The sequence below is a fragment of the Vibrio sp. 10N.261.51.F11 genome (assembly GCF_041471665.1).
Classification (GTDB): Bacteria; Pseudomonadota; Gammaproteobacteria; order Enterobacterales; family Vibrionaceae; genus Vibrio; species Vibrio crassostreae_C.
Genome location: NZ_JBFROW010000017.1, coordinates 104,319 through 119,485 on the forward strand (window position 1 = coordinate 104,319; position 15,167 = coordinate 119,485).

At 45.2% G+C, this 15,167-nt stretch carries 12 protein-coding genes; 9 read left to right on the forward strand and 3 right to left on the reverse strand.

The window, feature by feature from the left end:
• Window positions 1-30: 30 nt before the first annotated feature.
• The 3 genes from rsuA to AB4351_RS06235 all read left to right on the forward strand — a co-directional run bounded on the left by rsuA (window position 31) and on the right by AB4351_RS06235 (window position 2,803).
• Entirely contained in the window at window positions 31-726 is a 696-nt protein-coding gene (gene rsuA, locus AB4351_RS06225) for a 16S rRNA pseudouridine(516) synthase RsuA (protein ID WP_017060380.1), read from the forward strand.
• A 200-nt stretch (window positions 727-926) separates the two neighbouring features.
• Window positions 927-2,144 (forward strand): Bcr/CflA family multidrug efflux MFS transporter, encoded by a 1,218-nt coding sequence (locus AB4351_RS06230; protein WP_372125372.1) that lies wholly within the window; start codon window positions 927-929, stop codon window positions 2,142-2,144.
• Complete coding sequence (locus AB4351_RS06235; RefSeq protein WP_017060382.1) at window positions 2,144-2,803, forward strand: DUF2913 family protein; 660 nt, start codon at window positions 2,144-2,146, stop codon at window positions 2,801-2,803. The genes AB4351_RS06230 and AB4351_RS06235 overlap by 1 nt, the downstream gene beginning before the upstream one ends.
• Window positions 2,804-2,928: 125 nt before the next feature.
• On the opposite strand, the gene AB4351_RS06240 is transcribed toward AB4351_RS06235, so the two are convergent.
• Window positions 2,929-4,359 carry a DUF2867 domain-containing protein gene (locus AB4351_RS06240; protein ID WP_017065397.1) on the reverse strand — a complete coding sequence of 477 codons (1,431 nt, stop codon included), beginning with the start codon at window positions 4,357-4,359 and terminating at the stop codon, window positions 2,929-2,931.
• 98 nt (window positions 4,360-4,457) lie between these two features.
• Between AB4351_RS06240 and AB4351_RS06245 the strand changes: the two genes are divergently transcribed.
• The 5 genes from AB4351_RS06245 (at window position 4,458) to nhaA (ending at window position 11,636) form a co-directional block, all read left to right on the forward strand.
• Window positions 4,458-5,831: an MATE family efflux transporter gene (locus AB4351_RS06245; protein WP_017060384.1), complete on the forward strand. Its 1,374-nt coding sequence runs from the start codon at window positions 4,458-4,460 to the stop codon at window positions 5,829-5,831.
• A 122-nt stretch (window positions 5,832-5,953) separates the two neighbouring features.
• Window positions 5,954-6,625 (forward strand): ABC transporter ATP-binding protein, encoded by a 672-nt coding sequence (locus AB4351_RS06250; protein WP_017060385.1) that lies wholly within the window; start codon window positions 5,954-5,956, stop codon window positions 6,623-6,625.
• Window positions 6,606-9,059, forward strand: a complete 2,454-nt coding sequence (locus tag AB4351_RS06255) for an ABC transporter permease (protein WP_137001714.1) — start codon at window positions 6,606-6,608, stop codon at window positions 9,057-9,059. Before AB4351_RS06250 ends, AB4351_RS06255 begins: the two co-directional genes overlap by 20 nt.
• Entirely contained in the window at window positions 9,049-10,197 is a 1,149-nt protein-coding gene (locus AB4351_RS06260) for a lipocalin-like domain-containing protein (RefSeq protein ID WP_017070605.1), read from the forward strand. Before AB4351_RS06255 ends, AB4351_RS06260 begins: the two co-directional genes overlap by 11 nt.
• 275 nt (window positions 10,198-10,472) lie before the next feature.
• A complete protein-coding gene (gene nhaA, locus AB4351_RS06265; RefSeq protein ID WP_372074202.1) occupies window positions 10,473-11,636 on the forward strand; it encodes a Na+/H+ antiporter NhaA in 1,164 nt (387 codons plus the stop codon).
• Window positions 11,637-11,856: 220 nt separating this feature from the next.
• Here nhaA and AB4351_RS06270 read toward each other — a convergent pair whose 3' ends face one another.
• Together AB4351_RS06270 and AB4351_RS06275 are read right to left on the reverse strand one after the other, a co-directional pair.
• Window positions 11,857-12,468, reverse strand: coding sequence for an OmpA family protein (locus AB4351_RS06270; protein WP_017060388.1), 612 nt, complete (start codon window positions 12,466-12,468; stop codon window positions 11,857-11,859).
• Window positions 12,468-13,775, reverse strand: coding sequence for a TolC family outer membrane protein (locus AB4351_RS06275; protein ID WP_017095900.1), 1,308 nt, complete (start codon window positions 13,773-13,775; stop codon window positions 12,468-12,470). Before AB4351_RS06275 ends, AB4351_RS06270 begins: the two co-directional genes overlap by 1 nt.
• Window positions 13,776-14,534: 759 nt before the next feature.
• On the opposite strand from AB4351_RS06275, the gene AB4351_RS06280 reads away from it, so the two are divergent.
• A complete protein-coding gene (locus AB4351_RS06280; RefSeq protein WP_017065403.1) occupies window positions 14,535-15,164 on the forward strand; it encodes a TetR/AcrR family transcriptional regulator in 630 nt (209 codons plus the stop codon).
• Window positions 15,165-15,167 lie beyond the last annotated feature (3 nt).

Genomic DNA, 15,167 nt, shown 5'->3' on the forward strand with positions numbered 1-15,167 from the left:
AATACCCGACTTAGATTAGTTGAGGTATTCATGCGTTTAGATAAATTTCTGTGCGATGCATTAGGCGTCACTCGAAGAGAAGCAACACACTTATTAAAATCCAAGGCAGTGACAGTAAATGATGTCATTCAAAAAAGCGGTTCACTCAAGGTAACTGAAGAGTGCGTTGTCGAATGGCAAGGCAATGAACTGAATGTTCACGGCCCACGTTACATCATGCTTTATAAGCCTGAAGGCTTTGTTTGTTCGCATGAAGATGGCGCAAATCGTATCGCGTTTGAATTACTTGATGAAATCAAAATGGACAAGCTGCACTTTGCTGGTCGTCTAGATATTGATACAACAGGTCTTGTGTTGATTACAGACGATGGTAAGTGGTCTCACCGTATCACTTCGCCAAAGCACAAGTGCGAGAAGACGTACCGTGTGTGGTTGGTTGAACCTGTTGAAGACGATTACGTTGAAAAATTCAAAGAGGGCATCCAGCTTAAGAGCGAAGATGGCCTAACACTTCCTGCACACCTAGAAGTTCGTGCAGAGCGTGAAGTGCTGCTAACGATTCACGAAGGCAAATACCACCAAGTTAAACGTATGTTTGCTGCTCTTGGTAACAAGGTAGAAGCACTACACCGTGAACGTATTGGCGAAATTGAGATGGACGAATCTTTAGAGTTAGGTGAATACCGTTACCTAACGCAAGAAGAAGTCGATTCAATCTGGAAGTAGTCCTTAGCTAGAAGTTGCTCTTAACAAGAAATTGTTCTTAACAAGAGACCACTTTTTCTGGAAATAGCCCTTTCGTTGTAAAGCCGACCATGGATAGCGTCGGCTGATGATGTTGACTGGTACTAGGAAAGTCTCAGCCAATCTTTGACTCGCGTACTCACGCTAGTCCCTAGCTCTATCAGTTGAACATTCGGAGAACCATGCAAACATCGACCTCACAGAGCCAAAGCTCCCAACTAGAAACACCTCAATTAGGCTTAGTGCTGTTTTTGATTCTAGGTGCGATTGGTGCACTTACTCCGCTAGCCATTGATATGTATCTGCCAGCGATGCCGACCATTGCTAAAGATCTTGGTGTGACGGCGGGTGAGGTACAAATCACGCTAACAGCCTATACCGCAGGTTTCGCGCTGGGGCAGTTGCTGCATGGCCCGTTGGCGGATAGCTATGGTCGCAAGCCTGTACTGCTTATTGGTGTGTTCTTGTTTGCTATCGCTTCTATGGTGAGTGCGACAACTCATGGCATTGAAGCGCTGACTTACATCCGTACCGCTCAAGGTTTTGCTGGTGCTGCGGCGGCCGTTATCATCCAAGCGGTGGTAAGAGATATGTTCGATCGTGAAGATTTCGCAAGAACCATGTCTTTCGTTACTTTGGTGATGACAGTTGCGCCATTGGTTGCTCCGATGATTGGCGGTTACTTAGCGTTGTGGTTCGGTTGGCGTTCAATTTTCTGGGTTCTGGCTATTTTTGCGGTGATCGTGATTCTGGCGGTATCGATGAAGATCCCAGAAACGCTTCCTGCAGAAAACCGACAACCATTGCGCTTTAAAACAACGATTCGTAACTATGCTCGACTGTGTAAGAACCCAACGGCGATGGGCCTGATTTTCTCTGGTGCATTCTCATTTTCAGGGATGTTTGCGTTCTTAACGGCAGGTTCATTCGTTTACATCGATATCTATGGCGTTCGCCCTGATCTGTTTGGCTACCTGTTCGGCTTGAATATTGTTGCTATGATCTTGATGACGAGCATCAACGGTCGAGTCGTTAAGAAAGTGGGCTCTCACGCTATGCTCAGAGTCGGTTTAACCATTCAACTGTTTGCGGGCTTAGGTCTGTTAGTCGGTTGGATGTTAGATATCGGTTTGTGGGGTATTGTGCCATTCGTGATGCTGTTTATCGGCACACTGTCTACCATTGGTAGTAACTCAATGGCGCTACTTTTAAGCGGATACCCGAATATGGCAGGCACAGCATCTTCGCTTGCGGGCACATTAAGATTTGGTACTGGTTCTGTGGTGGGAGCAATTGTTGCAATGCTACCAAGTGACACTGCAGGGCCAATGGCTATGGTGATGGCAGCATGTGCAATACTGTCAGCATTACTATATTGGACATTAGGAAAGAAGGCATAATGTCAAAATACTATATTGAAATTCAGAAGTTAGTGAACGATGCGCTGGGCGAGCTATATGCTCTGCATAAGTCTGGCAAAGCGATCGACGCGCCTATAGCGAACAACCTTTATCTTGTTCGTTGGGTAACAAAAGCGATTAAATCTCAAGCTTATGATCGCGTGATTGTGCCTGACTTAGTTCGCTGGCAGAAACAGGGTCGCTCAAAAGGCAACAACTCTGATTTAACTTTTACCTTTAAACGTATTTCTGCGTTTTACGGACGTTTTTTCCCTGAAGGCGAAGAGCCTAAAACGCTAAAAGACAGTGATGTTGAAGCGTTCATGGACAAAATGTACGAGATGGGTTGGAGCGTATCGAGTGAAGACGAGCTAACGACTGGCGGCAAGATTCAATTCTTCACCGATGGCGAGCACTCTTTTGCTTTATGCGGTAAACAGTGTGACGACTCTTTCGACGGGGAGTTGATGGTTAAGCCAATGAACTGGTTTGTTCGTGGCAACCATGCTGAGTTCATCCAAGCGGCGATGGAAGCGGGCTTCATGCTTCACAAAGTAACGGACTATAAGTCTGCGGTGAAGTATCACGGTGAATACATCGTTTACCCTGCTAACCAAGGCAACCAACTGGCTGAGATCCCAATTAGCGTTATCGGCTAATAGCGGATTCGAGATGAGAGATACGAAGAGCGGAATTATCCGCTCTTTTTTGTCTCTCATAGCGCGTGTCGCTAACTTGCTGTTAAGTCTTTTCGCATCCCGTTACCCGAATCTCGCATCTGCTTTTAATCCTGTTCTTTAGCCTGCTTCTCAATTGCCTTCACCATGCCTTTAAAAATAAACAGGTGGGCTGGCATCATAGCAAACCAATACAGTAACCCTAGAAAGCCTTTAGGGTGCCACCACGCTGAAATGTTCAGCTCGCGAGAGTCACCGTGGTCAGAGACGGTAATCTCGAGTCGCCCTAAACCGGGGCCTTTCATACCGAAAAGCAGGGATAAAAACTGATTCTCTTCACAGCGAATGACCTTCCATGAATCGATTTTGTCACCGACTTTTAGGTTGGGCCCTTCTGGCATTTGTCGAACCGGTACACCGCCACCGAAAAGAACATCCAACCATTCGCGTGTGCGCCATAAAGTGTTAGCAAAGAAGTAACCTTGCTTCGGGCTTCCGATTTGCTGAGCAACATGCCAAAGCGATTCCAATGAAGCGCTTGAGGTGATACTTGCGCCTGTTTTCTTCGGGTAATAGCCATACCCAGCTTGCCAGCGTTTGAATGCGGTTTTATCAAAGCCCCATACATTGCTTTTGACAAAGTTTCCTTCAGCATGAATCGCTTGCTCAACCATATTTTCGAACGAGATAAGCTTCTGAGGGTACTTTTCTCTAATGATGGTCGAACTGGCGATGAAGTCGTGCTTTAAGCCTGCAAGTAGTGCTCTACCTATGTTAGACGGTACAGAAGTCACCACACCTAACCAATATGAAGCAATCTTTGGTGTCAGTAGCGATGTCGCCCATAGTTTGAGTGGACGATCGGCGGTTTTAGCAATATGAGCAAATTGGTTTCGGTAAGAGACAATATCCGGCCCGCCAACCTCAAAGGTTTGGCTTTCGCTAGGCGTGTCTTGTGCGAGTTTTAGTAAATAGTGGTTCAGGTTCTGCAAAGCAATCGGGTTGGCTTTAGAGTCAACCCATTTTGGCGCAATCATAATCGGCAAGTTGTACACGAAATCTCGCATGATCTCGAATGCCGCAGATCCTGGGCCAATGATCACGCCAGCTTGAAGTTCGGTAACGGGTACAGGCCCTTTACGAAGCAATTCGCCGGTTTTCTTTCTCGCTTGAAGGTGCTCTGAATCACCAGTCTGAGGCTGTAAAGAACTCAGGTAGATGACGTGTTGATTCTTTGGCCCAAGAGCAGAAACAAAGTTACGGGCTAAGTTCAGCTCATAATCGATAAAGTCGTGGCCTTCCGCCATGCCATGGACGAGAAAGAAGATAAGATCAAAGTCGGGGACTAAGGCTTGTGTCGCAGCTTGATCGGCCAGATCAAGATACTCAAGCGATAAGCTTTCGTGAGGCTCGGTCCGTGCCTTTAAATAGTCGATATGCCTTGCTGCTGCCGTGACTTGATAGCCTTGCTCAAGCAGGAGAGGGAGGAGTTGCGAACCAACATATCCAGAAGCGCCTAAAACCAGTACTTTCTTCATTGTTACTCCATTTATATCTGTGGTTAAAAACCGAACATTGATATAATAGCGCGATATTTATCTTTATTCATCAATACGTTCCGTTTAGGTATCTCTCTATGTTGCTCTCTTCAATTATTCATCACACACGAGGTGATTTTGTTCGCAGGCTTATTGCGATTGCACTGCCTATCACCTTGCAGAGCATTATGTTTTCAAGCCGAGGCTTGGTGGATGTATTGATGTTGGGCCAACTTGGCGAAGCAGACATCGCAGCTGTGGGTGTGGCGAGCCGAGCGATGTTCGTGACGACCATTATGCTGGTGGGTGTTACCACGGGCGGTGCTCTTCTTACTGCTCAATATTGGGGCGCGGGTAACAGACAAGGTGTGAGAGAAAGCACTGCGCTGACGTGGCTGGTGTCGACACTGTTTGCTTTACTGACTATCGCGTTTTTCGTTTCATTTCCTGCACAAATCATGGGCGTGACGACCGACTCTCAAGAGGTCATCAACTTAGGCGTTGAATACATCGTAATTACGTCATTTAGCATGCTAGCGGTATCGTGTGTCAGCAGTATGGCTGTGGGTTTGAGAGCGATGCACAAACCCGGGCTAAGTACATTTTTCAGCGGTATCGGCATCCTGTCTAACGTGTTCTTAAACTGGGTGCTGATCTTCGGTAACTTAGGCTTTCCTGCGCTTGGAATCAAAGGTGCGGCGATTGCGACGGTACTGAGTGGCGCGATTGAAGTCGCGACTTTGTTTGGTTATCTCTATTTCTCTAAGCATTTATTAGCATTTAAGTTTTGCGATATTAAAGCGGCAGCTTCGATTGATAAGGTGGTTCGCTTCTTGAAGCTGTCTCTGCCGACCACGTTTAACTTCTTAGCATGGGCGGGTGGTTTGTTTGCTTACCACGCGATCATGGGGCAATCGGGCGTTCAAGGTCTGGCTGCGCTATCGGTCATGACGCCGGTTGAATCTATCTCATTGAGTTTATTGATTGGCCTTTCGAATGCGGCAGCTGTTTTGGTGGGTAATCAACTTGGTGCGAAAAACAATGAAGCGGTTTACTATCAAGCGCTTGGCTTAACAATTTTGTGTTTCTTAACTAGTATTGTTGTAGCCGTTTTTCTCTATTTCGTTCAAACGCCAATACTTAATGCCTTTAGCGCACTGACGGAAGAAACCAGAGCCCTCTCAGAGAAGTTCATTCTGATCCTCTGTGTGGGTATTGTCATTCGCTCGGTGCCATTGACTGTGATCGTTGGGGTGTTGAGAGCGGGTGGTGATGTGAAGTTCTGCCTCTATCAAGATTTGATTGCTCAGTGGGTGATCGGTATCCCATTGGCAGCCATCGCGGCTATCTATTTTAAGTTTCCACCTGAGTGGGTATATCTGCTTTTCCTAACGGAAGAAGTCCTCAAGTGGGGCGGGTCGCTCTATCGCATGAAAACAAGAAAATGGATTAAAAACTTGATAGGAAGTTGAAGTAGGGCGCACCAATCGCATCACTTTATCGTTGGCGTGTGATCTATCTTTCAAAATACTTCCTCCTAACAGGGAATTAGTGTAGATTCTCCTTCCAAATTCTAACTAATGCGAGCTGTTTAATGTTAAAGCTGTCAGACCTATGTAAAGGCTATGTCGATGGGGGGGAGTTTCACCCTGTTTTGCAAGGTGCTGAATTAACATTAAACCAAGGTGACCAGCTGGCATTAATGGGAGAAAGCGGTTCAGGTAAAAGTACTTTACTGAATCTTATCGCGGGCTTAGACCTAGCGGACTCAGGTGAAATCGCTTTTCCTCACTTCAATATGCACGACTCAACCGAGCGTGACCGCACCGCTTATCGCAGAAACAACATTGGCCATATTTTTCAGCAATTCAACTTACTGCCAACGTTAAATATTGCCGATAACATCCGTTTTTGCCGCCAGTTAAAAGGCTTACCTGAAGACAAAGGTCTCTGGAGACAGATTCTCTCTGCTTTAGATCTTATGCCTTTACTTGGCCGTTACCCTGAAGAAGCGTCTGGTGGCCAACAACAACGTGCGGCCATTGCGCGTGCGCTGTATATGGAACCAAAAATATTGCTGGCCGATGAGCCGACCGGTAGTTTAGATGAGCGTAATGCAGAAGCGGTAATGCGTTTGCTGACCTCTTTGGCTCGTCAATTAGAATGTACGTTGCTGTTGGTAACACACAGTGAAAAAGTAGCTCTGCATATGGATGGTAGGATCCGTCTGCAAGGAGGGCAACTGCATGTTATGGCCCGTAGTTAAGGCACTACTCGGTCACTATCGACGTTACCCACTGCAGATTATTTTGGTATGGCTTGGTTTAACCCTCGGCGTATCACTTTTGGTTGGTGTTACTGCTATCAACCAACACGCCAAGCAAAGCTATGCGCATGGCGAAAAACTCTTTTCGAATCCTCTTCCTTACCGTATTCGACCAAAACACAACGCCAATAAAATCCCGCAAGGCTTTTATATCCAACTTCGCCGTGAAGGTTTTCAACAGTGTTCTCCTCTTGATCACCATCGTATCACTGATGAAAATGGCGCAAACTTCATGGTTGTCGGTATAGATCCTGTTTCTATGCTTCAGCTACAACCTGGTATAGCGTTAAAAGATCTCACCGCTTTGAACCTCATGAAGCCACCATATCCAATCCTTGTCAGTGATGATCTTGCTGAACACATGGAATGGCACAACGGTGATTACATCCCTTTGATGGATGGTTCTGAACTTGGTCCTGTGGTTGTTGATCAAAATAATATGATTAATGGTACAAGGTTGATTGCTGATATCTCCTTGCTCCGAATGCTTAAACGCAGTGCTGGGCTTTCAGTGATTGCTTGTTCAGACATGCCCACTGAGAAGTTTGAACGTCTTAAAAATATGTTACCTAATGGTTTGACGATCTCTCGTAGCTCTAAGGCAGAGCTTGAGTCGCTGACCAGTGCGTTCCACTTAAACCTAAAAGCGATGGGTATGCTGTCGTTTGTGGTTGGCTTGTTCATTTTCTATCAAGCAATGTCGCTTTCTTTTATTCAGCGTCAACCGTTAGTCGGGATTTTAAGACAAACGGGTGTGTCTGGTTGGCAACTGACTAAAGCGCTCTGTTTAGAGTTACTGCTATTGGTTTTACTGAGCTGGATCTGCGGCAATGTATTTGGCGTGATGCTAGCAAACCAATTGTTACCTGCCGTATCTTCAAGCTTGGGCGATTTATACGACGCTAACGTCGGCTTAACGATCGACTGGAATTGGCGTTGGAGTGGTTACAGCTTACTGATGGCATTGATTGGTGCTTTCTTAGCGTGTGCGTGGCCACTGGTTCGTTTACTTAAGTCTCAACCGATTCGTCTGTCTTCTCGTTTGTCTTTGATGCGTTTTGCGGGTACCGAGTTCACTTGGCAAGCGTTGATTGGCTGTGGCTTCTTGGTTGCTGCTGTTGCTGTGTATCAAGCCCCTCAGACTCAAGAAACGGGTTTTGCGATTATCGCGCTAATGCTGATCAGTGTGGCGCTATTTACCCCGTTTTTGATGTGGAAGTTATTTAACAGCCTCTCTTATTCGTTGCGCTGGGTTCGTGCTCGCTGGTTCTTTGCTGATGCAGCTTCCAGTATGAGCTACCGTGGCGTGGCGACGATGGCGTTTATGTTAGCCTTAACAGCCAATATTGGTGTAGAAACCATGGTCGGTAGCTTTAGAGATACCACTGATAAATGGCTAACACAGCGTTTGGCTGCCGATCTGTATATCTACCCAACCAACAATGCCGCTGCTCGTATGAGTAATTGGTTATCTGACCAACCTGAAGTGGATTCGGTTTGGTGGCGTTGGGAGAAAGATGTGGCGTCTCCAGTCGGTAGTATTCAGGTGGTCAGTACGGGGCCTTCTGAAGGTGAGCTAGAAGCGCTGACGATCAAATTAGGTATTCCGAATTACTGGTATCACTTACATCACTCTAAAGGTGTGTTGATCAGTGAATCGATGTCTCTCAAGCTGGGGATTCGCCCTGGCGACTACATTGACCTCTATGATAGTCTCGGCTCTGGTTGGCAGGTTGTCGGTGTTTATTACGATTACGGTAATCCTTACCATCAAGTCATGATGTCGCATCGAAACTGGCTGTATGGCTTTGCAGGGCGGGGTAATGTCGGCCTTGGGGTAATACTCAAAGACGATGTGAATTCATTAGGGCTTCGCAGCCGATTAGAAAGCGTATTCAGGCTTGGCTCCGAGCGCGTTTTCGATAACAACAACATCCACAGTCAAGCGATGCGGGTGTTCGATAGGACGTTCGCGATTGCAGATACATTAGGTAACATCACCTTGGTTATCGCCGTCTTCGGTATTTTCTTTGCGACGGTTGCGGGAGAAGTGTCTCGCCAAAGGCATATTTCCTTGCAGCGCTGTTTGGGTGTCTCGGCGAAAGAACTGATCCTGACAGGTAGTTTGCAGTTGTTTGTGTTTGGGCTTATTTCCTCCTTAATTGCGATTCCGCTCGGATTAGCGCTAGCGAGCCTAATTGTTGATATCGTGATAAAGCAGTCTTTTGGGTGGTCACTTGAGTTACAAGTGATTCCTTGGGACTATTTGCAGACATTTGCATGGGCCATGGCAGCATTGATGCTAGCTGGTGCTTTACCAGTGATGAGAATGATTCGGAACACTCCGATGAAATCACTGAGGGATGCGCTTTAGTATGTTTTTACGGAATACCTCAAATAAGTTAAGACAACGAATCCTGTCTTCTCTGCTATTAATCAGTTTCTTCGGCATCTTTTTAAGTGTTTGGGGTTATTACTCCTATTTCATCGATCCTGGTGAAAAGGGCGTGAATGAAGTTAACTCAATATTGGTTAATGAACACTTCAATGTGTTCGAACCTGTTTTGCCAGACCGTAATGTTTCGCTACCACAAGATTTTAAGTTCCACCCAGAGTTTCAGCACGAGTGGTGGCATTACTTCGCGTCTTTGAAAGGTGATGATGGTAAAGACTATTCGGTTCAGTGGAGTTTTTTTCGTATCGCAACGGACGAACGTGAAACACCGGGGTGGCAAAGCCCTCAAGTCTATATCTCAAATGTGGTGGTCTCTTCTAAGTCCAAAGTATGGAAAGAACAGCGCATGGCTCGTGGCGGTATTGGCCAAGCGGGAATGACTAATCGTCCATTCAGACTTTGGATTGATAACTGGAACTGGCGTGCACTCGGCAACACCCCATTCCCCGGGCGCCTTCAAGTGCAAACTGATACGTTTGGACTAGAACTCGACACCATTGCAAAAGGGCCCTATGTGCTCAACGGCGATAACGGTTATCAGAAAAAGCACGACTTATTACCTGTCGCGTCTTATAACTTCAGCGCTCCATTTTTATCGTTGAGCGGTGTGTTGAACCTAGACGGCGTTACCAAGGAAGTGGAAGGAACTGCGTGGGTACATAAAGAGTGGGGCAGTGGCTTACTTGGAGTGGGCCAACAAGGTTGGGATTGGTTTGTATTTAACCTCGATGACGGCACAGCGCTGAGCATTAACCGCTATCGTCATAACCAACAGTTGCCTTACATATTCGGGACATTAGCAACGCGCTCAGGCAAAGTTTACCAATTAACGGAATCCGACATTTCCATTCAACCATTGCAAAATACAACGTTGATGAATGGAAGACGGATGCCTTTACAGTGGATCATTAACGTCCCTAAGCATGATATCAACCTCACAACGCGTATTATACGCAGGGATATGTGGCTTCCATTTGTCATACCATATTGGGAAGGGCCGATTAAGGCGAGCGGGAGCCATGAAGCGACAGGCTTTATGCAGTTAACTGGCTACTAAAAAACACCTAAGGCTATAATTTGATAGCCTTTTTTTATGCCTGCGCCTTTTAGCGTCCCCCAATGAATTGTGCATACAGGTTCGATGATCTCATCTATACTTAATTCATGGTGCATAACAACATTATGGAATATACGACGTATTGTTTAGTATTTGTAGGAAAAACCGAAGTTAAACATCCGAAGAAGTGATTATCTATCAATTAAACTTGGATATAAACTCGTGGTTATTCTTTGTTATTCGTTTATTTAAATAATAAATATAAGGGCGAAATCATGACCGACGTCATCCGTGACTTCTTTAAAATGGAATCTGCTGGCGGCATCATACTAGTCATCGCTGCGGCGATCGCAATGTTTGTAGCAAACTCACCACTGAACGAAATGTACCAAGGTGTACTTCACAGTTACGTTCTTGGTATGTCTGTGTCTCACTGGATTAACGATGGCTTAATGGCTGTCTTCTTCCTTCTAATCGGCTTAGAAGTTAAGCGCGAACTTTTAGAAGGCGCATTAAAGTCTAAAGAGACAGCAATCTTCCCAGCTATCGCAGCTGTGGGTGGTATGCTAGCTCCTGCACTTATTTACGTGCTATTTAATTCAAGTAACCCTGAAGCGCTTCAAGGTTGGGCTATCCCAGCAGCGACTGATATCGCATTCGCATTGGGTATTATGGCTCTTCTTGGTAACCGTGTACCGGTTAGCTTGAAGGTGTTCCTATTGGCTTTAGCAATTATCGATGACCTTGGCGTTGTTGTTATCATTGCACTGTTCTACTCAGGCGACCTATCAACGCTTGCGTTAACGGTTGGTTTCATCGCAACTGGTGTGCTGTTCATGCTAAACAACAAGCATGTAACTAAGCTGAGTGTGTATCTCATTGTTGGTGCAATTCTGTGGTTTGCAGTATTGAAGTCTGGTGTTCATGCAACGCTGGCTGGTGTAGTGATTGGTTTTGCTATCCCACTGAAAGGCAATAAAGGTGAACATTCTCCGCTGAAGCATCTAGAACATGCTCTGCACCCATACGTCGCTTTTGCAATCTTGCCAGTCTTTGCTTTTGCAAACGCAGGTATTTCATTGGAAGGTATCTCAATCTCAAGCCTAACAGGTATGCTACCGCTTGGTATCGCTATGGGTCTATTGATTGGTAAGCCTCTTGGTATCTTTGCATTCAGCTGGGGTGCGGTGAAATTGGGTGTTGCTAAGCTCCCTGAAGGTGTGAACTTTATGAACATCTTCGCAGTATCTGTCCTGTGTGGTATTGGTTTTACAATGTCTATCTTTATTTCATCACTAGCATTTGGCCCAACGAATGTAGAGTTTGATACGCTTGCTCGATTAGGTATCCTGATGGGCTCAACGACTGCAGCTATCTTAGGTTACTTCCTGCTAAGTATTTCTCTACCGAAAACTAAGCATCAAGAAGTAAAACTATAATCGGTAGTCGGCTCGCTTAATAGGGAGCCTACTCACTGAGTAACAAGTCAACTTCTGAGTAGCAAGAAGAGTCACAGAGTCTCCCTCGACTCATGTGACGACAAAGAACAAAAAAGCCGTGATGGGCAACCCTATCACGGCTTTATTGATCTTATAACTAAGCTGCTGTTGTTCGACACTCGCTCTATGTCACATCTAGATCCACAGTGACAATGTCACGCTACTTTTCAAGCGTGGTAAATATGGTCCACTCCTCGACGATCTGTTCGCTTAGTCCGACAACTGTGGCTGTTACTCGGCGGTTCAGTGCATGAGACGTAGCATCGTTGCCATCGCTCTCTAAGCGGTTTTCACCGTAACCAACAACTCTTACTCGGCTCGGGTCGATACCATTCGACAACAGTTCATCTTCAACGTGGTGAGCGCGTTTCTTTGATAGCTCTAAGTTGTATTGACTCGCGCCGACTTTACTGGCGTAACCTTGAATCTCTATCGATGCACTTTGGTAGGTTTCTAAGAACTCAGCCATAGTGGTGATTTGATCTGAGAAGATAGGGTTAACTTCATAGGAGTCATTGGCGAAAAGGATGTTCAGCCGTCTGACTTCTTGCGAGCTAACCGTCTCTCCACAGCCTTCGTTGTCTACCAGAGACGACTCTGGTGTGCCAGGACAGGTGTCTCGTGCATTGACCACACCATCGTTATCATCGTCTTGCAGGTCAGAAATTTGCTCCGCTTCTGGCGTTTCTATGTAGGGCTCTTCATTTTGGCTAGAGCATGCACATAGCGTTATCGTTAATGCGGAAAGTAATAAATAAGGTCTCTTCATCATTAATACTCCACTGCCGTTGTCCACTCGTCTGGAATGTCGACCAGTAGAGCGTTCAATAGAGAGCCTGTCGCGTTCATTACACGGTATTTAGCGTACTGTTCAGAGTAATGCGCATCTAAGTAATCTTTGCGGGCTTCAAACAATTCGTTTTCAGTGTTAAGCAGATCCAGTAGCGTACGTTTACCGATTCGATATTGTTTCTCATAAGCGATAACGGTTTCTGATGCCGAATCCACGTGATCAGACAAGAAGTTCTTTTGTTGTAACGTCAGATCCAATGCACTCCAAGAGAGGCGAAGGCCTTCTTCAACTTGTCGATAAGCACGATCTCTTAGATCTTTTGCTTTATTGAGTTGGTAAGCTGCAGCTTCTGAATTAGCACTATCGGTACCACCGTTGTAGAGGTTGTATCGCATTCTCAACATTGCCAAAGTCTCTTGGCTCGAACCTTCATCGCCTCCAGCATCATCTCGCCATGATTGAGATGCCTCGATAGAGAACGTCGGGTAGTTAACCCCTTTTGATTGTTTGTACTGGAAGTGCGCTGAATCGACATCTGCAGTCGCGACTTTGATGACTGGGTGTTGGTCCAGAGCATCAACAAGCGCGTCTGATAATGACAGAGGAATCATAGAAATATCGGCTCTTGGGTAGACTAAGCCAAGCGGTTCTTGACCCACTATTCTTCTAAATTGGGTGTGGGTATCAATTAGGTTGTTCTGTGCGGCTAATAAGTTGCCGTGAGCTTTTGCAATCCTTGCTTCTACCTGAGATACATCTGCGGTTGAGCCTATGCCTGAGACTGCACGCTTTTTGATGTCTTTATAGATTTTCTTGTGGATAGCGAGGTTACTTTCCGAAAGGGCTAAAACTTCAGTTGCTTTGACTGCATCTAGATAGATTTGTGTTACCTCCAGCGCTTTGTCTTCGGCATCCGCGAGCAATTGCAAACGAACCGATTCTGCTTCTGCGGCAGTACGATCAATATCATTGAGAGTCGATGAACCATCCCACAGCAACTGAGTGAGGGAAATCGTCGCTTCCTTTCTTGTGAGATCGGTATCGGGGCCGTTATTTGGTGCAGGGTTTATGCCTTCGTAACCAATACCAGCATCCAGGTCGATACTAGGTCTATAAGCACCACCTGCGGCGTCATTTCGTTTCCGTACACTCACAAACTCATTAAAGATACTCTTTATCTCAGGGTTTGTAGCCAAGGTAATGGCTACGGCCTGTTCTAAAGTTTGAGCAGATAGTGGAGCTGCAATAACTAAGCAACACATAATAGGTAATTTCAACAGTCTCAAAGTAGGTCTCCTTCTACTTTTAAAAGCTCCCGCCGCTTCCCAACAAGCGTTTAACTACTTAATTGAAAAGGGTATTAAACGAAGCTTAGGACATCTGCAAGAAATTGCTAAGTTTGTTGGCTTTATTTCGAATGTAAGTCTCCATCCTTATTGATTAATTTACCAATAGTAGCAAGCTTCGAATGGATGCACCGTAAATAGAGGAAACGTAGTATTAGGTTTGGACTCAGATAGGTAAACGTTGGCTAGTAGGTTGTTTGAAATACGAGTTCCAGTGATAACAATGTGCCAAGCATGGTAGTTCGATTTTTAGTAAAAAATGACAATATAAAAAGAATCGATCGCGCTGTTTAGTTTGTAGTTGTAGCTGTAGCTGTGAAGAGGGGTAAGTAAGGCTCACTCTCGTCCCAAACAACAAACAAAAAAAAAGCCCAAACCAACGTGGTTTGGGCGGATACAAGTATAGGAGTTAATAAGGAAAATGCAGTAATTAAGAAAGCAGTGAGAAGAACAAGTTTGACGGCCTGTTAAACTTCTAAATACGCTGTTTTCTATATAATTTATGACCCACCATTTCCATTTCAGTTCCAAGAAAATTCATTATTTTTTTCTTTTTTTGTAAACATACAGCGATTCAATCGGTTAGTGCTGAGTTTTATTAACTGGTACGACCAATTTGTGAAAATGTGATGTTGCTTGCTTGTTAAATAAATGTACTAAGCGTATATTTCAAACAGTTGTTTAATACGAGTGATTGAAATGGCACCAAGAAGTACAACCAAAGACAAAATCTTAGATGTGGCTGAAGGCTTATTTGCTGAGCACGGTTTTAATGACACCTCTTTACGCACGATTACGAGTAAAGCGAATGTCAACTTAGCTTCAGTGAACTATCACTTTGGCGATAAGAAGACTCTGGTTCGTGCGGTACTCAATCGTTACTTAGAAGCATTTATGCCAGCACTGCAAGATGCATTAGTGAACTTAAACTTGAACGAAACGTATTCTATGAGTGACGTGTTTGAGTCTCTGAGACAGCCACTAAGAGCACTTAATGATGTTAGGCCAAATGGTACAAGCCGGTTCATGTTACTTATCGGCAGAGGCTATACAGATGTGCAAGGACACTTGCGTTGGTTCATTACTACCCGTTATAGCGAAGTACTTTCTTTGTTTACAACGTCAGTAATGAAGGCGAATCCGAACCTCACTCAAGAACAGTTATTTTGGCGATTACACTTCACCCTAGGGACTTGTGTATTCACCATGGCATCAAGTCAGGCTCTGGTAGAAATTGCAGAGAATGACTATGACAGAAAGATAGATGCTAAGGCAGTGGTCGATATTCTTATTCCATATTTAGCCGCAGGCATGTCAGCAGAAGAATAAAAC